11 protein-coding genes are annotated in these 21,419 nt (G+C 55.9%); 6 read left to right on the top strand and 5 right to left on the bottom strand.

The window, feature by feature from the left end; genetic code table 11:
- Positions 1-182 precede the first annotated feature (182 nt).
- From nagA to ACE6ED_RS22325, 3 genes are read right to left on the bottom strand one after another with little or no spacing between them, the layout of a single operon-like run.
- Positions 183-1,367 carry an N-acetylglucosamine-6-phosphate deacetylase gene (gene nagA / locus ACE6ED_RS22335; RefSeq protein ID WP_410829634.1) on the bottom strand — a complete coding sequence of 395 codons (1,185 nt, stop codon included), beginning with the start codon at positions 1,365-1,367 and terminating at the stop codon, positions 183-185.
- Positions 1,355-2,083, bottom strand: a complete 729-nt coding sequence (gene nagB / locus ACE6ED_RS22330) for a glucosamine-6-phosphate deaminase (RefSeq protein ID WP_410829633.1) — start codon at positions 2,081-2,083, stop codon at positions 1,355-1,357. The genes nagA and nagB overlap by 13 nt, the downstream gene beginning before the upstream one ends.
- A complete protein-coding gene (locus tag ACE6ED_RS22325; RefSeq protein WP_410829632.1) occupies positions 2,080-2,964 on the bottom strand; it encodes a MurR/RpiR family transcriptional regulator in 885 nt (294 codons plus the stop codon). Before ACE6ED_RS22325 ends, nagB begins: the two co-directional genes overlap by 4 nt.
- Before the next feature lie 231 nt (positions 2,965-3,195).
- Here ACE6ED_RS22325 and ACE6ED_RS22320 point away from each other — a divergent pair, with 231 nt between their 5' ends.
- From ACE6ED_RS22320 to ACE6ED_RS22295, 6 genes are all read left to right on the top strand, one after another.
- Entirely contained in the window at positions 3,196-4,236 is a 1,041-nt protein-coding gene (locus ACE6ED_RS22320; protein ID WP_410829631.1) for a LacI family DNA-binding transcriptional regulator, read from the top strand.
- Between the two features lie 990 nt (positions 4,237-5,226).
- Positions 5,227-7,671 carry a hypothetical protein gene (locus tag ACE6ED_RS22315; protein ID WP_410829630.1) on the top strand — a complete coding sequence of 815 codons (2,445 nt, stop codon included), beginning with the start codon at positions 5,227-5,229 and terminating at the stop codon, positions 7,669-7,671.
- Between the two features lie 89 nt (positions 7,672-7,760).
- Positions 7,761-9,173 carry an extracellular solute-binding protein gene (locus ACE6ED_RS22310; RefSeq protein WP_410829629.1) on the top strand — a complete coding sequence of 471 codons (1,413 nt, stop codon included), beginning with the start codon at positions 7,761-7,763 and terminating at the stop codon, positions 9,171-9,173.
- A 720-nt stretch (positions 9,174-9,893) separates the two neighbouring features.
- The gene (locus ACE6ED_RS22305) at positions 9,894-10,874 is read left to right on the top strand and encodes a carbohydrate ABC transporter permease (RefSeq protein ID WP_410829628.1); all 981 of its coding nucleotides are present in this window, start codon (positions 9,894-9,896) and stop codon (positions 10,872-10,874) included.
- Positions 10,874-11,752, top strand: a complete 879-nt coding sequence (locus tag ACE6ED_RS22300; RefSeq protein ID WP_410829627.1) for a carbohydrate ABC transporter permease — start codon at positions 10,874-10,876, stop codon at positions 11,750-11,752. Before ACE6ED_RS22305 ends, ACE6ED_RS22300 begins: the two co-directional genes overlap by 1 nt.
- Positions 11,753-11,768: 16 nt before the next feature.
- Complete coding sequence (locus tag ACE6ED_RS22295) at positions 11,769-18,440, top strand: S-layer homology domain-containing protein (RefSeq protein WP_410829626.1); 6,672 nt, start codon at positions 11,769-11,771, stop codon at positions 18,438-18,440.
- Between the two features lie 235 nt (positions 18,441-18,675).
- Here the strand turns inward: ACE6ED_RS22295 and ACE6ED_RS22290 are convergent, their stop codons facing one another.
- Positions 18,676-19,749, bottom strand: a complete 1,074-nt coding sequence (locus ACE6ED_RS22290; protein ID WP_410829625.1) for a DUF5050 domain-containing protein — start codon at positions 19,747-19,749, stop codon at positions 18,676-18,678.
- Positions 19,750-20,074: 325 nt separating this feature from the next.
- Positions 20,075-21,067, bottom strand: a complete 993-nt coding sequence (locus ACE6ED_RS22285) for a LacI family DNA-binding transcriptional regulator (protein ID WP_410829624.1) — start codon at positions 21,065-21,067, stop codon at positions 20,075-20,077.
- Positions 21,068-21,419: the final 352 nt, after the last annotated feature.

Raw genomic sequence — 21,419 nt, 5'->3', positions numbered from 1 at the left:
AATTCCTGAAGCCGAACCGGGCAGAACTCCGGCCGGCTGGCAATCCAGCCGACTGGATTCAGCGCTCAGCGAACAAAGCGGCGTTCCCTGCACCTATTCGTGCTGAGAACGCCGCTTTGGCGCGCAATCGCGTAATTCGGTCTAATTCAGTCTTTAAATGGAGACTACCGTACAGGCGGGGGTTACTCCGATATCCGTCTGCCCTCCACACGCACCTCAAGGAGTTCGAGTTCAGGACTAAGGCGCAAAATATCGGCGCGTTTGCCGGCCTCCAGCGTGCCCGTTACCCGCTCAAGTCCAAGGGAAAGGGCAGGGACATAGCTGGCTGCACGGGAAGCCTGCTCCAGCGTGAAGCCTGCCTCCTGTATCAGGAAGCGAAAGCCGCGTATCATCGTCAGCGTGCTTCCGGCCAGCGCATCCGGGTTATCCCGGAGTGTCGCAACGCCGCTGCGGACGGCAACGGGGAGGTCGCCAAGCATGTATTCGCCGTCGCCAAGTCCTGCGGCCGACATCGCATCCGTGATGAGCAGCAGGTTGTCCGCATCTTTGAGCCGGGCGGCAAGGCCGATAGCTGCCGGGTGGACATGGATGCCATCTGCGATAATTTCAGCCCGGATCCGCCGGTCCGACAGCACCGCGCCCGCGGTGCCGGGCTTCCGGTGATGCAGGGGCGTCATCGCGTTGAACAGATGCACCGCCTGGTTCAGACCGGCTTCGGCCGCGGCGATCACTTGCTCGTACGAGGCATCGGTGTGGCCCAGCGCAGCGGTAATGCTCCGTCTGCGCAGCCAGGTTATCGCTTCAAGCGCGCCATCGGTCTCCGGCGCAAGCGTCACCTGCCGGATCAAGCCGGGATAACGCTGCTCCCATTCCTCAAGCCATGCGATGTCCGGCGGCACGATGTGGCCGGGATTTTGGGCGCCCGGCCATTTGGGACTAATAAACGGTCCTTCCAGGTGTACTCCGGCAATGGCAGCGTACGGCATCGGTCTGGACCGGAAATGGTCAATCTCTTCCAGCACCCGGTCGATCGCTTCTTTGGTGGCGGTCATCGTTGTGGCCAGCAGCGTGGTTGTCCCGTTGGCACAGTGAAACCGTGTTACTGCCTCCAGCCCTTCCCGGTCACACAGCATAAAATCATAACCGACTCCGCCGTGAACGTGTACATCGATAAACCCCGGAACGAGCAGGCTGTTAATATCTGCATGATCCGAAGACCAGCCGGCATAGGCGGCTGGCAGCCATTTTGCTGCCCCTGCGTAATGGATTAATCCATCCGAGACAGCCAGCACACCTTCCTCAATAAGCCCTGCAGGAGTCAAAACATTGCCGTAGAGCAGTTCTCCCGGTGTTGTTAATTCAGCCATTTGCCCGCTCCTTCATCCAGCAGCACGACGACATTCGGGTGACTCTGCAGCAGGGAGGCCGGGCACTGCGTCGTGATCGGCCCTTTGAGCGCGCATTTCACCGCTTCGGCTTTGTCTTCACCGCGTACCACAAGCACGATTTGCCGGGCTTTCAGAATACTGGCAACACCCATCGTAACCGCCTGGCGCGGAACCTGATCAATCGAGTCAAAAAAGCGGGCGTTTGCCTGACGCGTCGTCTCGAACAAATCCATCACATGCGTGCCGCTGCTGAGGCTGGCGTCCGGCTCGTTGAAGCCGATATGCCCGTTATGGCCGATACCGAGCAGCTGCAGGTCCACCGGGCCTTCTTCCTCAAGCAGCCTGTCGTAGCGCCGGCATTCCGCTTCCAGATCCGGCGCGTTGCCGTCAGGCACGTAGGTTCTGGCCAGGTCGATGTCGACGTGGCTGAACAGATGCTCGTTCATAAAGCTCCGGTAGCTCTGCGGATGATCCACAGGCAGTCCTACGTATTCGTCCAGATTAAAGGTGGTTGCTTTGGCGAAGCTGACCAGCCCTTTGCGGTGCATTTCAACAAGCTTTGCGTATACGCCCACAGGCGAACTTCCCGTAGCAAGACCAAGCACGGCTTTGGGTTTGCTCTGCAGAAGACTGGCAATCAGATTGGCGCCGGTTTGTACGAAATCCTCTTCGCTATTAAACTTTAAAATGTTCATTTTCCTGCTCCTCCCCGAAGGTGACGGTATTGTTGGACATTTTGATAGGACTGCTCAAGTCTGGGGATGAACTCCCCGAAACGGCTGCTGACCATGCCGGTGAACAAAATATCGATAATATGCAGCTGCGCGATCCGCGAAGCCATGTCCCCCCGCCGCATTCCGCGCTCCAAAGAAGACGAGAACAGCGGAATATCCGCCATGGAAGCCAAAGTGCTGTTCCCAAAAGAAGTAAGGCTGATCGTAGCGGCGCCCGCGGAACCAGCACAGCTTAAGGCGTCAATTGTCTCGGGCGTCTCCCCCGAATACGAAATGGCAAAAGCGACGTCGCCTTCCCCCAGCGAGGAAGCTGAAGTGATCTGCATATGCGGATCGGCAAAAGCGGTGCAGTTCACGCCGATGCGGATCAGCTTCTGATAAAAATCCTGCGCGACGATAGAGGAGGTGGCCATGCCATACAGATCGATCCGCCGGGCGCTGCACAGCAGTTCAACTCCCTGCTCCAGCCGTCCAAAATCAAGCAGCGAGGTCGTGTCGCGGATGGAGGCGACATGGTTGGCCTGCATGGCCTCCACGATAACGGCCAGCGGATTACCGGCGACGATATCCTGGTAGGAGGAATGCCCGGCCTGTTCGGTATTTTCTCCGGCCTGGGCAAGTTCGGCTGCCAGCTTCAGCTTCAGATCGGGATACCCGCGGAAATGCAGCTGCTTGCAGAACCGGGTGACGGCGGCGGGGCTGGTGCCGCACCGTTCGGCCAGCTCTGTAATACCAAGGCGTGTTACTTCGCCGGGGGCCTGCAATATATGCTCGGCCAGTTTGCGTTCATTGCGGGACAGCTTATCCAGCTCCCGCTCCAGCATGGAAAGTATTGTGGACATAACGAAGCCACCTAAAAATTATTTTCTTAATATCTTAAGTAAATACGGAAATTATTTTCACACTAAGCATATCCAAAACTCCAATACTTTACAAGCGCTTCGGCATAAAATTTACACAAAGAAAACACTAATTTTTGCTTGCCCGATCGATAAAGCATGTGGTATATTTTAGGCGTTAAGTTAAACGTTTAGATTTTAGCCGCCAGCATGGCATGAAATGGGAGACGGGTTATGGGAAGAATCAGCATTAAGGATATAGCAGCCAAGGCCAACGTTTCCATCGCCACCGTTTCATATGTGCTGAACGGCACGCGCAACGTCAGACCCGCCACCATGCAGCGGGTTCAGGCAGCCATCGAGGAGCTGAACTATAAGCCCAACGATATCGCCAAGAGCCTCAAGCTGCAGCGGACGAACACGATCGGCGTGATTGCGGAAGACGTCACGGTTTTTAACACCCCGGAAATTATCGACGGCATTAACGATTTTGGAGACCGGCATGATCTCCACATTTTGCTGACGAACCTGCGGCTCGACAAACGGATCGGCCGGTCATTCGGCCAAGTGGACCGCTACCGGAAATATGCGAACAGCGCTGTGTCAGATCTGCTCAGCAAGCAGGTGGACGGAATTATCTACATCGGCATCCATACCCGTGATCTGACCGGACTGATCAATCCGGAGGGCCGGCCGATCGTCTATACCTACGCTTACGCAGAGGATGAAGTTGCCATCCAGTATAATGATGAACAGGCCTCGTTTGAGGCGGTATCCTACCTGATCGGCAAGGGCCACCGCCGGATTGCCGTGATCAGCGGCCTGATGGATTCCGTGAACTCCCGCCGCCGGCTGGACGGTTATCACCGCGCTTTAGCCCACTACAATCTCCCAATCCGCGAAGAATATATCACGATGGGCGATTGGGAGAAGCAGTCCGGCTGTGAACTGACCCGGCAGCTTCTGTCGCTGCCCGAACCGCCGACCGCGATTCTGGCGATGAATGACGTAATGGCCGTCGGGGTGCTGCAGGCTGCGGACGAACAGGGCGTGCGGATACCGGATCAGCTGTCCGTAGTGGGGTTTGACAACCGCGAGTTCAGCGATTATTTGCGGCCCCGGATCACCACGATGAATCTTCCGCTGCATGAAATGGGGTACCGGGCGATTGAAGTGCTGTATCGCACGATCAACGGGAAGGAAGCGGAAGCTTTTGATATGCCGGTCTGCCGGCTGATTGAACGCGATTCCGTCGCCGCGCCGCCAGGGCATTGACGCCCGGCGGAGTTGGGCCGGATGTGCTCGGTCCGCATGGCTGCGAGCAGCACGACTTCGAGCGGCATGGCTTCGGTTGGCATGGCTTCGAGCGGCCGGGCTTCGAGCAGCCTAACTACGAGATCTAGCTTTGAGCGGTCCACCTTCGGTCAGCATGGCTGCGGGCAGGACCCTTCGAGTAGCCGGCTACGAGCGGCCCGGCATCAGTCAATGTGACTTTGGACAGCACGCCTTCGAGCAACAGAAGCCATTTGATTCAGGGACAAAACTCCTGATCGACAGGTTATAGAGTGGGCTAGAGTCTGTACGCAAACTTATTTTAGCCATAACCTCATCGAAATCAACGTCAAAAAAGCCTTGAATATGCTGGCTGTCTTTTTCATAGTCTGATCGTTTGCTTGCTTTGCCCGCCTTTGCGCCGGCCCCATGCTGATGGACTCGGACTATGGTGGTTTCCATCATCATCTGCTCAAAATCGGGTTCAATGGTAACATGTTTCAGGATTTCACCCCAGATTCCTGCCTTTGGTAGCCGCCAGAGAAAGTATGGGTACAAGTTTACGGACTCAGGATACCTTATTTGTTGTTTATTCAATGTTTTGGCAAAGTGACGGACTCAGATGCGCTTATTTACGCGGAGAATCCATAGTTTGTCTGTTTTCGGTACGCATAACGGATCTGGAGTCCGCATAGGCATACCAAAGCCCAAGAATTTCAGAAATAACGTCTGCTGGGTCCGGAAAGACTTCTGTATCGCGTGCTGTGTTAATCCGCTGGGGGTGTGTCACAGGAGAGGATTCGTAGATCGATCTGACAATAAATAGGTGTAGCTCCAGGGTTGATAGCATTTCGTAACCCATTACGAAATCGTTTGACCGACCCTTATTTCCTTAATTGACAGTTTGCGTACACACTCTAGAGCAAAAATATATTTTTTTAGCCGATTTGTTAAACGTTTAAATCATTGACGGATTTGTGAAGGAGAGAAATTATGTTTACACTGAGCAATGGCCGGTTCCAGCTCCGGTTCACGGAACGGGGAGCGCTGCGTTCCTTGATTCTTGAAGAAGATCCATACCGGATGAATTGGGTGATTGATCCCGAATATCTGCGGGAAGCCGGATACGAAGAGGAAACGGAGAAGCTGTTCGGCGAGTGGGAAATGAGTGTTGACGGGCGAAACATTTGCAGTAAAGAGCTGCAGCCGCAAATTGTTTTTGAAGAGCACTCGGCCGAAATCATATATAAGGCCTATCCTGCGGTGCTGCGGCTTCGGTACGAATTAAAGGCAAACAGCTTGACATGGAAGGTCGAATGCAGCAATGATTCTGGTAAGCGGATTCAGATAAGCGGGCTGCACTTCTGGTTTTCCCTTGCTTATATTATGTTCCGCGACCCCGACGTGCTGCGGAATATGCGGCATTCCTGTGCGGTCTTTCCGCACCTTGGCGGAGATTTTGCCAAATTTGCCGCCATCCGGCGCAGCAATGAAGCCCCGCACCTGGCCGTGTTCGCAACAGGCGGAAGACCTGCGGCAGTAGGCACGTACTGCCGATATTGGAACCGCTTTCTAGAACAGGTGTCTCCTTCTTTGGACGGCATGCTGTTTCATCGCTTGTCTTTGATCGAAGACGGGGGCACGATACGGGAGTCGGCGGCGGCCGATTGGATTTATGGGAACGCTTACGCGGCGCTGGCGTTAGAACCCGGGGAGCACGCTGCATGGTCGTTTGCGTTTGAGCCTTGCGTTGACCGGGAGAGCTTTTACCGGCAGGCCGCAAGCTACGGGCATCCCAAGTGGCAGTATACGCCGGTGCTCACAGCCGGAGGACGGTTTCAGGCAGAGCTGGAACTGCCTCCAGGCGCGGAGATTGACCGGGTCAGCCTGCTGTCCGCTTCCGGAGAGGATAACGTTTACGAAGAAGACATTCCGTATTCGGAGATTGGCAGCGGCGGGAACCTCCGTTACCGGTTTGATCTGGCCCGGGACGTTCCGGGCGAACACAAGCTGGTGCTTCGGCTAAAAGACGGCAGAGCAGATTCCCTGGTCTGGAACGTGCTCGAACGAACCGACCGGCTGCTGGAGGAACGGGCCCGGTGGCTCATCCAACACAGCTACGGCGGCGGCCAAGGGACAGACCGGCCATATGCTTTCCGTCCGCTGTCCAACCAGGGCGAATCGCTGGGCAAACTGACTTTTTTGCTGATGAAAAATAGTCTGACGCATCCCGACCCTAAACAGGTCGCAAGCGTAGAAACCTCCGCTGTGCTGGACATGAAAACCCACTGGTTCGAAGACGGCGATTTCCGCCGGCCGAGGGCGGTGTACGGCTCGTTTTACCGTATTTTCGATCTGGATTATATCGCCCATGTTTATTATTTGCTGTCCCGAATGGACGCCGGGCTGCTGAAACATCATTCCCCCCGAACCTACCTGGCTTGGGCGGCGGAGGTGCTTTGTCTCCGGTTTGATCCGGACTGCCACACCAGACAACGGGAGAAGGATGAAACACGGCTGAACGGGGTGTTCATTTTTTACATAAAAGAACTGCTGGAAGACCTTCAGCGTCAAGGACTTGCGGAATGGCATGACCGCCTGGCGGCATTATGGAACCAATTCGGCGAAGAGCTTGAACAGACGGCGCGGGGGTATCAGGGGGCGGTTACCGAGCATTTTTATGACAATGCGGGTTTTGGTCCGACCTGTGTGGCCCTGCTGCTTCAAGACAAAACGAGGGAGGCCGCCAAATACGGCCAGCTGATTCTGGCCAACATCGGGTTCAGCAACGATTACCGCGCCCAAAACCCTGACCGCTGGTGGGAAGCGTTATCCTATATGATTCATTCGCTGTGGGGCGGCCTTGTGTCTTCGTCGGCGCTGATTGCATACGAGCATCTGGGCGATCCGGAGTATCTGGAAGCCGCATACCGGTCCGGCATGGCGGTATTCAACGGCTACGATTGGAACGTGCGCTCCACTCCGCGGAAGCTGCTTCCCGGCGAGGCGGCGTCCACCTACGGGGTGTATGCCCCGAACTTGAATATGCCGGTTTTGTCGCATAACCGGTTTGGTCAATCGGTGTTTGCCTCTTCGGACGACCCGCTGTTTTCGGCCCTGTTTTCCGGAGTCAGCGGCGAAGATTGGGATATGGGCGAAGAACTGACCGCTTATTTGAAGGGCTTTGGTACGACGGCTTATTTGTACACGGACCAGGCGGGAGAGCTTCGTTGTGTTAACGGGTTTTTGAAACGGGATAGAGAAGGCATTACGGTGACGAGTTATGCAGCTTATCCGGTCCGCTATGTAATGAAAGAACGCGGTTGGATCTACACGGCGCCTGAAGGCGAAATGATGCGCCAGGTCCGTCTTACCGATGACGGATTCATCCCCTGCAGCCCGGCAGGTGAAGAAGGAGACGTAACGGTTTTAAGTTAAACGTTTAAAACGTTTGACCTAAAATAGATCATCCGGTCAGTCACAAGAACATACGGCTTTTTAATCTTACAAAGCAAGGGGACGATGTCATGAAATTGGGTAAACGCGCTTGGAGGGGATCGCTGGCCGCTCTGCTGCTGTGCACCGCGTTGGCAGGCTGCTCGGGAAATACCAACAAAGCGAACAGTCAGGCCGATGGAGCTTCCGCCACCCAGACCGCGACCGCCGGAGCACAGGATTCTTCGCAAAAAGACGTGACACTCGAGCTGCTGTACTGGGGCGACGACGCGCAGAAAAAGCTGGTTGAAGCGGCCGTTGAGCGCTATACCGCCGATACCGGCGTCAAAATCAACGCGCAGGTGCTTCCCGCTGACGGAACGTTTGATACGTTCATCCAGACCCGGCTGGAATCCGGAGAGCTGCCGGATATCAGCTACATGGGCGAAGCCGATATCCAGAAATACAATGAGATGGGGATTTTGGCCGATATCGGCGATCTGATGGACAGCGGCAAAATTCCGCCGAAGCTGGACGCCATCACCATTCATTCGCCTGAACAAAAAGTGATCGGCGTCGGCCTGTCCAACCAGCTGGAGCTGATGTTCTACAGCAAATCCAAGTTCGACGCCGCTGGCATTGCTTATCCTCCAACGAAGGTGGAGGAGGCGTGGGACTGGGACACTTTTGTAGCCAATGCCAAAAAGCTGACGACCGACACCAAAGGCCGCACCGCGGCTGACCCGGCGTTCGATCCGGCGATGGTTGAGAACTACGGCGTGGGCATGACCGCCGGCCGCGAATTCCATCACTTCTGGGCGGCTGCCGCAAACGGCGGCGGCATCGTCTCCCCGGACGGCAAAGAATTCCTGTGGGATAGCTCCAAATCGGTAGAGGGCATCCAGAAGCTGGCCGATCTCGCCAACAAAGATAAAGTGGCCTCCAGCTTCAACTATACCTGGAATACCGGCATCGGTTCGGCGGTCGATGCCCTGAGCGGCGGGTACGCGATGGTTATCAGCGGATCCTGGGATCTGGCGAACATCAAGGGGAACGAAGACATCGGCGTGGGCGTGCTGCCGAAGATGGAACGCGCCGTCACGATGAACGCGGGCGCTCCGCTGGTCGTTTACAATACATCCAAGCATATTGAGGAAGCCAAGGATTTTTACGCTTATATGGTGAATCCGGACAACGCGCTTGATCTGCTGAAAAGCGGAGCCTGGCTCCCGAACCAATCCGACTGGTACACGGACCCGGCGCTGATTGACAAATGGACGGGCGACCTCCCGCCAAGCGCCAAAGAAACCATCCTCAGCTACTCGACGGCGAAAGACGCCATCGTCCAGTGGCCGGCCTATTATGTACCCGCTTACATCAAAATGAACACCGAATACGAAAAGGTCATCGACCCCGGCCTTGCCGGTAAAAAGAGCATCAAGGAAATCTACGATTCCGTGATGCCAACGATTAAAAAAGTGTGGGAAACCGGGAAGGTGTCTTAGTTCGAGCAGAGTAGGCGCTGTGCGGGGTTGCTTTTTGTCAGGAGGCGAGTTCACTCCTTGACGGGAAACACACTTGTCAGGCTTGGCGAAGCCTCCCCCGACGGTTATGGAGGCGCTGGCCGGCCGCAGGCGCGGCTACTTCCTGACGAACCTGGGTCCGGCTCAACCTGGATCTCCTGTTCTATCGGAGTCCGGCAAAGCGGTAGCCGGGAACGAACGGGTTGAGCCTCCTCCATAGCAGGGAAGCGGAGCCGCTGATCCCGGCAGTGCCCCTGTATCAGGGAAGCGAAGCCGCTGAGCACATCTGGGCTGAGCCTTAAAAAATCAGGGGAGCGGAGCGGCGCCGGAGGCTATTTGGAACTGTAGGAGCGGAAGCGTCCGCCTTTGTTTTCGGATTTCCGCCGCCTGGCGCTTCAATCAAAGAAATCCGAAAACAACAGCGGCCGGAAGTCCAAATGAGCCGCAGGTGCAGCGCAGCCGTTTCCTGACGTTCCGGAGTCAGTACGTCCCGGATGCGGCGGAGCCACTCCCTGACCATACGAGGATCAGCACACGTGCCACTCGCGGCGAACCCACTCCCTGACGATCCGCGGGCAGCACGTGCCAGGTGCAGCGCAGCTACTCCCTGATCACAAGGCTCAGCCCCGCAAGTTAACAACAGCTTTGACCACGAGATCAAGCAGACGCGTTAGGCAAGCTTAAAAGAAAGGGCAATGCGAAATGAAACCAGAGAGCAAGGCAGTCGGCATCGATGCCGTGCATGTCAAAAAGCATGCCAAAGGCGTAACCAAAGAGGCGCTGGCCGGATATTTGTTCGCTTCTCCCGCAATCATCGGATTCCTGGTGCTGACGCTGTATCCGATGCTGGCAAGCTTATATTACAGCTTTCATAAAATTACGATCATCGGCGGCGAACAGCTGATGAAGTGGGTCGGTCTGGACAACTTCCGGACCATCTTCACCGATCCGACGTCCGAATTCAAGAAGTCGATCACCGTGACGCTGATCTATTCCTTCATTAATGTGGCGCTTGTCATCAGCTTTTGCCTGATCGTGGCGCTGCTGCTGAACCGGAAGTTCAGAGGCAGAAACCTGCTGCGCGCCGTCTTTTTCCTGCCTTCGGTGATCCCGATGCTGGCGACGACCATCGTCTGGCAGATGCTGCTGCAGAACCAGGCCAAAGGCGGCCTGATCAACTGGGTGCTGCTTCGGCTGGGGGTTGCTCCGGTGGATTTTCTCAATGATCCGATCCAGATTTTCACCACCCTGTTTCTGATGAGCCTCTGGACGTGCGGCGGGACAATTGTGGTCCTGATCGCGACGCTCCAGGATGTGCCCGGCGAGCTGCTCGAAGCAATCGAGATGGACGGCGGCAACGCCTGGCACAAGTTTCTGAAAGTCACGTACCCGACGATCAAGCCGGTGCTCTTTTTTCAGCTGATTATGTGCATGATGACGTCCATTCAAATTTACACCCAAAGCGTGGTCCTGTCCCGAAACGGGGCGCCGGACCGGATGACCTACTTCATCAACGTAATGATTTACGATCATTCCTTTGTGCAGATGGGCATGCGCGGACTCGCGTCCGCTGAAGCCTGGGTGGTATTCCTCATCACACTCGCCATCACTGCGGTGCTCTTTTACTTCCAGGGAGCGCTGAAGCGCGATGACGCGATGGGCGCCAGAAGGAGGGCGAAATAATGGAAGCAACCGCATACGCGCCGTACCGGAGTATGGCCAAAACCAAAAAACGAACCAAAACGGCGCATTTTATCCTGATTGCGATCTCTGTCGTGCTGGCGCTTCTGTTCGCCTTCCCGCTGTACTGGCTGATCCGCGGCGCGTTTGTCAGCCACTCGGAAATTTTGGCCCGGCCCCCGGTCTTTATTCCCGGCGAGCTGAGCATGGATAACTTCCGGCTGGGCCTGGAGCGGATTCAGTTCGCGCGGCAGCTGTGGAATTCGGTTTCCATCGTGGTGCCGTATGTGATCGGAACGGTGCTGACGACCAGCTTCGCCGGATACGCGTTCGCCAAGCTGCGGTTTCCGCTGCGGGGCATGTGGTTTGTCCTGGTTATCAGCACGATGATGCTGCCAAGTGCGGTTACGCTTGTGCCGCAGTATTCCCTGTATACGAGCCTGGGCCTTGCGGGCAAACCTGCGCTGATTATTCCCGCTTTTTTCTGTGCCGGGGGGAACGCCTACTTTGTTTTCCTGCTGCGCCAGTTTTTTATGACCATCCCCGATGAGCTGCTGGAGGCGGCTAAAATCGACGGAGCGGGATTTTTCCGGATTTACGCGCGCATCATGCTGCCGCTGATCCGTCCGGCAATGATCGTTGTTGCGCTGTTCAGCTTCATTAACTGCTGGAACGAGTTTTTTTATACCATGATCTATCTGAAACAAGAGGCGGACTATACCCTCCCGATGGGGCTGTATATCGTCAACGGTATGCGGATTCCCAACTACGAGCAGGTGATGGCTCTCGCCTTGTTGGTTACAACGCCCTGTCTGCTGTTCTTCTTTATCGGCAACAAGTATTTTGTTGAAGGGATTGCCTTAACCGGAATAAAAGGCTAAAGGAGAGGATCAATCAATGCGTAACCGGTCAGTATGGAAAAAAGCGGGGATACTCGCGCTGGGGACGGCCCTGGCGCTGAACACGGGGCTGGTGCCCCTGCCGGCGGCTCATGCCAACTACACGACGGGGTTTGAACACCCCGGCGTGGGCCACGATCACGGGGAAGCCCAGTGGAAGGACAATCAGATTCCTGGAGAAGGCGTGGATTTCAGCAGTGTTACGGTCAGCCGGATGATGGAGGCGATTGAGGCGTTTGATTTTGACAAATTCGCCAAAGATCATGCCGACCTCCCCTGGATCGATTCGCTGCTCGTGAATGAGGGTATCATCCCCGACGACATTAACGACGAGGGCAGCGCCAACACACTGTTCAGCCGGGGCAGCGCGCTCTACATGAAAACCCAGGATAACAGCAAACTCGGGTTCGTCGGGACCGTGCATTATGCGGACACGCTGAACCAGAATTCGATGTTCGAGATCACCCTCTCCAGCGGAGCCGTGGCGGAGAACAAGTCCGAACGCAAAAACTACCCCAGCCATCAGAGCCAGATGTATACCAGCGGCGGACTCCAGTTGTCGCAAAAAAAATTCATCACCTACGGCAATACCGCCGTATCGCTGCTTGAACTCAATAACCCGACCAATCAGGACATCCGCGTGGATCTGCGCGTGAAGTCGCCGTTTGTCAAGGAGCCGGAGGGCAGCGAGCTGGTCGGACGCCGGGTGGCGGCGCCGCTTATGATTGGCACGGCCGGCATGAAAGTGGTCGAAGCGATGTCCTATGTGGATGTCCGGCTGAGCGGGACCAGGATGACGCCCGACGGCCGAGAGCTGACCCGCACGATCACCATTCCCGCAGGCGGTTCGGCGGAACAGCAGGTCGTAATGGGCTGGCTGGCGGACGAAATCCCGCAGTCGAAAGCGGAATACGAGCAGTACAAAGGCTTTACGGATAACGGCACGGCGTTTGCCGAGCAGGTGCGCGATTATAACGAATGGTGGGCCGACAACATTCCTTATATCGACATTCCGGACGAAAACGTCAAAAAAGTGCTGTATTACCGCTGGTGGTGTAACCGCTTTAATATTTTGGACGCCAATATTCCGGGCAACGACTGGCAGTTCCCGATGAACATGGAAGGAGTGCTTGGCTACAACAACGGCATCACGGTCAGCGTTCCATGGGCTTTGCAGGACCTCAAGTGGCTGCGCGATCCAAGTTACGCCTACGGCACCTGGCTCGCCCAAGGCGAATATTCCGAAAACAAAAACTATAAAAATAACCCCGGCCGGCCCAACATCTGGACCTGGGATATGATGCAGAACTCCTCGCAGGTTGGCTGGGAAGCTTACAAAATTTACGGCGGCGGCCAGGAAGTTCTGCAGAAATTTGCGGATATTTCGGCGAACGACGTAAAAGGCACGCTGAATCATTTTAAGGGAACCAATCCGAATCTGGTCTATTACAATCACGGGCCGATTACGGGCAACGACGGCGATACGGTCTCCATGCACTGGAACGGCGGCGGAAACTATGCCCGCCTAGACGGTTCTTCAACAACCTATGCGAACGCGATTGCCACGGCGGAAATGTACGATAAGCTGGGCAATACGGCTGGGGCTGACCAAATGCGCAAAATTGCCGGCCAAATTCGTCAGTCGATTCTGGATGAGATGTGGTTCGACAAACCGGATTTTGACAACGATGTAAAAGCCGATACCAACGGCGCGGGCAGCTTCCTGCACAAAAAGGTTGTAAACGGCGCGGATCAGTACGTACCGTGGCGAGACAACAACATGTTTGTCTTTAACTTCGGCGTTGTGCCGGTCAAAGGTGAAGCGGGGTATCAGGACAAATATCTGACCCAGCTTAAAGATTATGGCGATCCCGACTACTATCCGATTTTTCCGTTTTTTACGGCGGATCAGCACAGTATTATGAAGCGCGTTGAAGACTATGTGAACGGCAAAACGGATGCCTACGGCACCGACCAGTTCGCGTGGTGCAACTTCGGAAACTACATTAACACCATCCGGGCGTCGCTGCGGCATTATCCGGTGGAGAACATCGATCCTTCGGTGTACAAAAAACTGTTCGACTGGGGCGCTTGGCTGCATACGGTGGAACCGGGCAACACGGACCATCTGGACTCCAACGAGTTTTTCTGGCTGGAGGATTATTTCTTCGGCACAAACTGGTCGCCGGAGAATCCGCCGAACCCGAGCGGCGATATGGTGCGCGCCTGGATTCACCACGATACGCTTGGCATGATGAACTACACGGTCATGGAGGACATCGCCGGTCTCCAGCCGCGGACGGACGACAAAATCGAGTTGTGGCCGATCAATATGGCTTATGACCATTTTGCGGTGGATAATATCCGATATCATAACGCCAACCTGTCGATCGTATGGCAGGACCCGGCCAAATACAGCAACCAGCCGCATTATGACGGCATTCCGGCCGGATATTCGCTGTTTATTAACGGCGAGCGCGTGATGACGACAAACGAAATGTCCCATGTGATTTTTGATCCGGCAACGGGCAAGGCAGAACTGCCTGCGGGAGACGTAGAAGGCGCTGTCGGCAGCAATGCCAATACGCAGGTGCTGTTTGAAAAAGGAACCCCGGCAGCGCTGGCTTCCGCCGACGATACGCCGCTTAACGGCAACGAGAAGACGGTTGACCTGTTCAACAAAGCCGGTGTGGATATTGTGCACGACGGCATTAACCTGGCGGCAGAGCCGGGAACAACCATCGAATCCACCTATGTTGCGCAGGGATCGGACATCCGCCTGCTTGCGGACGGTTCAACCATCGCATCTACCGACCATAAAGGCAATACCGCCCTGCTCGGCGGCTCGCCAAATCCGTCCGATACGGTAACGTTTATGTTTGACGGCGTGAAGCGTGTGGACAATGTAAAGGTGTATTTTTACAATGACAGGCTGGAGAACGGCTACGGCACGCCGCAGGCGTTCGGGGTTGAATACCGGGCCGGGGACGGCAGCTGGCAGCCGGTGACCGGGCAATTCCGTTATCCGGACTATGTTGCTTCCAACTATAACAATGTGGAGTTTGAGGCGGTAGAAACGGATGCGATCCGGCTGACCGTTACGCATTCTTCTACCTTCAGTACGGGCATTAAGGAAGTTCAGATTTATGACAACGGCTTGACCGTGACCCCTGCCGACAATAAGGCTCCGAAGGTGCTTGTGGACGGGCCGGTAAAAGTGCAGCAAAACGAGACGCTGAAGCTGATCCCGCACATTACCGATGACGGTCTTCCGGCCGGCAAGCTGACATACCGCTGGGAGAAGGTCAGCGGAGAAGGCGAAGTGGAGACGGTGGCAGACGACCAAGCCGTGTTCCAAGCGGTATTTAAAACGCTGGGCGATTACGTGTATAAGCTTACGGTTAGCGACGGAGACAAAGAAACCACCGTGCTTGTTCCGATCTCCGTTTATGTGGCGACCGCGGAGCTGACCGGGCTGATCCAGCCGTTTGAGGCCAAAGCGGACGGAAGGCTCGTCCGCAATCCAGAAGACTTCACGGAGGAATCCTGGACCAAGCTGCAAAAAGCGATTGCGGATGCCAAAGCGCTGCTTGCAAAAGGCAGCTACACGATGGATGAAATCAATGAGGCGACAATGAGCATGCGTTCGGCCATTTGGGGCCTGCGCTACTTGAATGCGGCGCTGCTGGCCGAATCATCGGCCTCCTACACCTCCCCGTGGGAATCGGTTAAGGCCATCAATGACGGTTACGTTCCGTATACTTCAGGCAACATCAACGATAAAACCCAGGAGACCCAATACGGCAACTGGGGCGGAACCGGTGACCGGTTCTGGCTGGAATATACCTGGAAGGATAAAGTGGAACTCTCCGGCAGCTCCGTCTACTTCTTTGACGATGGAGGCGGCGTGCAGGTTCCCGGAGACTACGATTACGAGTACTGGGATGAAGCGGCAGGCCAATATGTGCCGGTCACCAATTTGAGCGGCAAACCGAAGGAGAAGGATCGGTTCAATAACGCCACCTTCGACAAGATCAGTACAACAAAATTACGGCTGAGCATGACAAAAGGCAGTACCTCCGCCTTCACCGGCGTGAAGGAATGGCGGGTGCTGACAGCCGATCCCGGCGGCATCGGCACGAATCCGGACAGCCACGGACCGATTGTCTCTGTGGAGCCGGTCAAGGTCTCGACAACGGTTGGCGTAATTCCGGCGCTGCCCGCCCAAGTGACTGTGACGTATGAGGACGGCACTAAAGGCGTGGCCGACGTCGTCTGGAATGAAATCCCGCTGAACGAAGTTTCGACCGCGCACAGCTTTACCGTGCTGGGCAAGGTGGCCGGGACGGATCTCGCAGCTAGCGCCCTGATTACGGTTGGCTACGACAAAACCAAACTGAAAACCGCCATCGACAATGCGGCTTTGGTCAACGAAACGAACTATGAAGGCACGCCGGAGCAGTGGACCGCGTTCCGGGAAGCACTGGAGCACGCGAAGTCCGTTTATGCGGATGCAGGCACCACCGAAGGCGATATCAACGATGCTTATCTGCAGCTGCAGGCGGCTTATGCTGCTTTGACTCCGGTGGATGCGCGGGATGCGAGCATCAGCGGTATTTCCGTACCGGGCGGAAGCGTGGATTCGCTGGCAGGTACGATTACCGTGCCGGAGCAGACGACGCTGGAGGAATTCAAGCAGGGACTTCAGCTCCGCCCGGGGGTTACGGCAGATGTATATGAAGCCGATGGCGTCACGCCCGCCGTTCATCTGGAAACCGGATTTAAAGTCATCTCGACGGCAAAAGACGGCGAGACAACCCGGACCTACACCATCCAGCTGCTTATTGTAACCGTACCCGCCGACACGGCTGCATTGAAACAGCGGCTGAAAGAAGCGCAGGAGCTGGGACTGTCTGCGTACACCAAGGCTACCCGTGAAGCGCTGGAGTTGGCGATTCAGGAAGCGATGAACGTGCTTGGCAAAGCGGGAGCGACTCAAACCGAGGTGGACGCGGCTCTTGCCAAGCTGAATGAAACGATTGACGGCTTGCGTAAGCTGCCGTCCGTGAAATTCGAGCAGCAGACGCTGACGCTTACGGTTGGGGAGCAGGTGAAGCTCCAGCCGGTAATAACGCCGGCGGAAGCGGCGGCTGGCGCCAAATGGAGCACAAGCGACCAGGCGGTAGTGACCGTGGACGAATCGGGCAATGTCACCGGCGTCGCCCAAGGAACGGCGGTCATCCGGATCGCTTTGGCCGAAGAAGGGGCAAGCGCAAGCATCGCGGTAAATGTCAAAGCGGCGGTTCCGTCGGCCACTCCGACGCCAACCCCGACCGCTACACTAACCCCGTCGCCAACGCCGACACCGGCCGCTACGCCCACTGTGAACCCATCGCCAACCGTAACGCCAACGCCGACTTCGACGCCTTATGTCGGCAACTGGAACCCGTTTGTGCCGCCATCACCAAAACCTGCTGCGTCCGCAAGCGCGGCACCGGCGGGAACGGCAGCCCCTGGCATTGTTTTAAAGGCAAAGGTGAACGCCGCAGGGGAAAGCACGATCCGCTTGACCGAACAGAATTTGACACAGGCGTTCCAGGCAGGCCAAGGGCAGGCGGTATTTACGATATCGCCCGATCCGGCGCTGAAACGTCTGGTGGTGGAGATTCCCGCCGCGGCGCTTGCTTCGGTGCAGAATATCGGAGGACTTACATTGAACAGCGGAATGGCGGGCATTCAGATTGATCCGAAACTGCTGAAGCTGTCGGGTGCAGCCAATGACAATCTGCAGTTTATCGTATCGAGTGCGGATGCTGAAGCCGCTCTGCCGCAGATTGCCGGCGGATCGGCTAAACGGATCGAGCTGCGGTTAGGCGGGGAAGCCCTTGCATCCTCTCTGACCCGGCATGTGAAATTGTCGCTGCCGTACGCTCCGGCCTCCGGCGAGAAGCCCGGCAATATCGTAATACTGTCCCTCGCGGCAGGCTCCGAAGGACAAGTGATGGCGGGCAGCCGTTACGATGCGGACACCCGGAGTGTTCAATTTAGAGCGCTGGCTTCGGCCGGACTGTACGCTCCCGTTCACCGCACGGCGGATTTTAGCGACATTGCACAGGTCGCCTGGGCCCAGGACGGCATTGAAGCGCTGGCGGTCCGGGGAGCGGTACACGGCAAGGAAGCAGGCAAGTTTTATCCGAACGACGGGGTCACCCGGGCCGAGTTCCTGAAAATCGCGCTGAACGCATTTGGTCTCGGCAGCGGGCAGACGGGGGTTGAGACTGCAGGTTCTGCCGCGGCCTTCAGCGACGTTCCTGCTGGCGCATGGTACGCGGATGCCGTGAACACGGCCCGCAAGCTTGGCATCGTGCAGGGCAATCCGGACGGCAGCTTCGCGCCAAACGCGCGGATTACCCGCAGCGAAATGACCGTTATGCTTCACCGCCTGTCACAGCAACTGACCCTGCCGGCCGCTGCGGCTGCCGAACCGGTGAAGCCGGCGGCTTTCCGGGATGCGGCAAGCATTCCTGCCTATGCGGCTGAAGCGATTGAAGCGATGCGCGCCGCTGGGGTCGTCGGCGGACTGCCAAACGGTACGTTCAACCCGTCGGGCACCGCTACCCGCGCCGAAGCGGCGGTGATGGTGTACCGCTTGTTTGAACGGGTGGAGTAGAGACGGCTTGATCTGTCTATGAGGGTAAGGCTATAACCAATCAAAGGGGACCCGCGGCGCTGCGGGTCCCCTTGTTTTCTGGAGGGAGAGTCGTTCCTATATACGGATGTGCAGATGGAGTGGGCTGACGGAGCCTTCCATAACCCGAAAAAACGTCCTTGGAGTCTTCCGGTGAACGGAGAACGCCCGCCTTTTTTATAAGTCAAAGAAGGCGGGCGTGATCTTTTTTAGTTACTCAGTAGCTCACCGTATAGACCTGCTCCGGCTTTGCGCCGCCGTTCAGCGGCATGCGGTACAGGCTTCGTTTGTTGATGCGGTCCCCATGCTCGGAGAAAGTCGCCTCGTAATACAGCCAGTTATCGGCCATATAAAGGGAGTCCGCTTCAAAATTTTTGGGGAGCTGAACCACGGGCTTCGGATTTTTCCCGTCAATTGAAATCTTTCGGATATGGGTGTCAAACTGTTCATAAAAGTAAATGGATCCGCCATGCATGTTAAATGAAATAATGTCCTGCGTGCCATACGGATCGGTTGCCTGGTAGAACTTTTCTTCGAGTTTCGTGCCGTCAATTGACACTTTATTCAGTTCGCCCTGGAAGCCTCCGATATAGGCCTTCTGGTTCGCGACGATATAGGAGCGTGCGGAAGGCGCGAGCTGCTGCTCGTTGGAGCCGTCCTTGGAAATGCGGTACAGGTGTTTTTCCGATTCAAAAAATACCCAGTCTCCCCAAATCTGCAGCCAGGCCACGTCCCGCTGCTTGGACAGCCGGGTCATCGAGGAGCCGTCCAGCTTCATTTTGTAGAGTTCGGTCGATAACGGTTCTCCATTGTCTTTATAATAGCCAAAGTAGATCCAGCCTCCGTCAATATGCATAAAACGGGTGAAGTCTTTCAGATTGCCGATCCGGCTCCGGCCTGTACCGTCTTTTTTTATCTTGTAGATTTCGTAATGATGGTTCTTGGAGGGACTCCGCATATCCAAAAAGTAGATCCAGTCGCCAACCGGAATCAAGTTGTATATGTTCTCGCTGTTCAGCAGCTTCTTGGTTTTCTTGGTTGAGGGATCGTAGCGGTATAACGTAGTGCTGTAGTCTTTTTCGTTTTTGATGTAAAAATGAGACTTCCCGTCTGAAGCAACATTTCCCCAGTTGGCAAGATTGCCGTTAATCTGAGCATACTTGTTATCAAGCTTCTTGACCGCGGCGGCATCAAGCGGGGCAGCGGAAGATGCCGCGATAGCAGTGCCGGATGGAAGTGCGGCTGCCAGCAGGAGAGCGGCGGATAGCAGTAGAGTGGTAAGTTTTTTCATAGCGGCTCCTTTCGGTTTCAATTTCGATTCAATAATTTTCCATGAATAGGGTAACGGAGAAGGGAGCCAAAGGCAATATGCCGAAGCGACTGGAAGAGATTAGCGGATCTGCGAACCTGAGGGAAGTACCGGAAGGCTAAACGGAGAAGGTTGTAACGATAACTACGGGCGGGAGGACCCAAACTGGCTGCGTAGTTGCGATTGGGCGATGGGAGATTTATGCGGGCGCCGATATAATCTTTACTGGGATGGGCCTGTTTGAAATGTTTCTATCTAAAAAAAGCCGTCTACTCACGCGCCGTAAAGCGCAGAGTAATAAGCAGCTTCAAACTTCTTGGGGAACGACCGAGCCCCGTTCCAAAATCCGGTGTTCCAGCACCAAACGTTCGGGAGGGATATCCGGATTATCGATCCGGGCATACAGCAGACGGAAAGCGGCTTGGCCTGTTTCATACAGCCGGTTGTCGATAGTGGTGATGCCAAGCAGTCTGCCGATCGGCTGATCGTCGAACCCCATTACCGCCAAGTCGCCGGGAATCCGCAGGCCGCACTTGCGCGCTTCCAGCACCAGACCGGCGGCGATATGGTCTCCGGCGACAATCAGCGCAGAGGGACGTTCCGGCATCGCCAGCAGTTCATGCAGCAGCCGGGCGCCGTCCTCCTCGCCAAAATAGTCAAAGAAAAGCCATTCTTCACGGACAGGCAGTCCTGCTTCCAGGCAGTAGTCGCGGTACGCGGCTTGGCGGAGCGAGCTGCTGAACCCGTTTTTGCGTCCTTCGCAATATCCTGCAGTACGGCAGCCTTTGTGTGCCAGATAACGAAGTCCAGCCCGAAAAGCCGCATAATGGTCCAGACAGACGGATGAAAACGTAAGATCCTCCGCATCGCGTAAGGCTACAATTGGACCGTAAGCGGTATAAGCTTCAATCTCGCTTGGCTCCAAAGCGGTTGAGGCCAGAATGACGCCGTCGATTTCTTTGTCGCGGAGCATGTCCAGCACTTTCCGTTCTTCCTCCGGACGATAATCCGTCTGGCAGAGGACCAGCCGGTACTGCCGGCTGAGTGCTTCATGAGCGATGCCTTCCAAAATGACGCTAAAATAATAGAAGGAAATAAACGGAACAACGACCGCAATGCTGCGTGTGCGCCCCGTAATCAGATGAACGGCGTTCATATTCCGGCTGTAGTTCAGCTTTTCGATGGTGGCCAAGACGGCTTCTCTTTTGTCTGCGCGCACATAGGGATGGTTGTTGAGCACACGCGAGACGGTGGATACGGACACGCCCGCCAGCCGGGCGATTTCTTTGATGTTGGCCATGACCTCGGCAGTCCTCTCCTTCAAAATGCGGCGGATGCCCGCCGGTGCCGCGAAGGCGGATGGATGGTCTTTTCATCGTAGCACAGTTGTGCGGGATCGGCACGCTTGTCTTGTCTTGCCTAGCGCAGTGCTGTATGCATCCCTTCCGTCCACAGCGCGCCGTCCACATCCCGCTCCACATCTTTGTTCCACACCCTCCGTCCTCCGAAAAAAAGAGTTGCTCTGGTAAGCATTTCATAAACTAAGCTAAGGTTGCGGCGGCGGACCGGGGGGCGTGACCGAAAGGGCGTGACGGACCGGACCGGCACGCCGTTTGGTGTTATGAGTCAGTTTTGTGAGCTGCGGTCTGTAC

The organism is Paenibacillus nanchangensis, from assembly GCF_046543445.1.
Taxonomy (GTDB): domain Bacteria; phylum Bacillota; class Bacilli; order Paenibacillales; family Paenibacillaceae; genus Paenibacillus_AQ; species Paenibacillus_AQ nanchangensis.
Note: the sequence above shows the minus strand (reverse complement) of the source record. Positions and strands in the feature narration are given on the sequence as shown.

What these genes read in the sequence shown, in the direction of transcription:
- ACE6ED_RS22320 (WP_410829631.1), top strand. Translation starts at nt 3,196, where the DNA reads ATGGGAAGAATCAGCATTAAGGATATAGCAGCCAAGGCCAACGTTTCC.
- ACE6ED_RS22285 (WP_410829624.1), bottom strand. Translation starts at nt 21,067, where the DNA reads ATGGCCAACATCAAAGAAATCGCCCGGCTGGCGGGCGTGTCCGTATCC.
- nagB (WP_410829633.1), bottom strand. Translation starts at nt 2,083, where the DNA reads ATGAACATTTTAAAGTTTAATAGCGAAGAGGATTTCGTACAAACCGGC.
- ACE6ED_RS22290 (WP_410829625.1), bottom strand. Translation starts at nt 19,749, where the DNA reads ATGAAAAAACTTACCACTCTACTGCTATCCGCCGCTCTCCTGCTGGCA.
- ACE6ED_RS22310 (WP_410829629.1), top strand. Translation starts at nt 7,761, where the DNA reads ATGAAATTGGGTAAACGCGCTTGGAGGGGATCGCTGGCCGCTCTGCTG.
- ACE6ED_RS22300 (WP_410829627.1), top strand. Translation starts at nt 10,874, where the DNA reads ATGGAAGCAACCGCATACGCGCCGTACCGGAGTATGGCCAAAACCAAA.
- ACE6ED_RS22295 (WP_410829626.1), top strand. Translation starts at nt 11,769, where the DNA reads ATGCGTAACCGGTCAGTATGGAAAAAAGCGGGGATACTCGCGCTGGGG.
- ACE6ED_RS22315 (WP_410829630.1), top strand. Translation starts at nt 5,227, where the DNA reads ATGTTTACACTGAGCAATGGCCGGTTCCAGCTCCGGTTCACGGAACGG.
- ACE6ED_RS22325 (WP_410829632.1), bottom strand. Translation starts at nt 2,964, where the DNA reads ATGTCCACAATACTTTCCATGCTGGAGCGGGAGCTGGATAAGCTGTCC.
- ACE6ED_RS22305 (WP_410829628.1), top strand. Translation starts at nt 9,894, where the DNA reads ATGAAACCAGAGAGCAAGGCAGTCGGCATCGATGCCGTGCATGTCAAA.
- nagA (WP_410829634.1), bottom strand. Translation starts at nt 1,367, where the DNA reads ATGGCTGAATTAACAACACCGGGAGAACTGCTCTACGGCAATGTTTTG.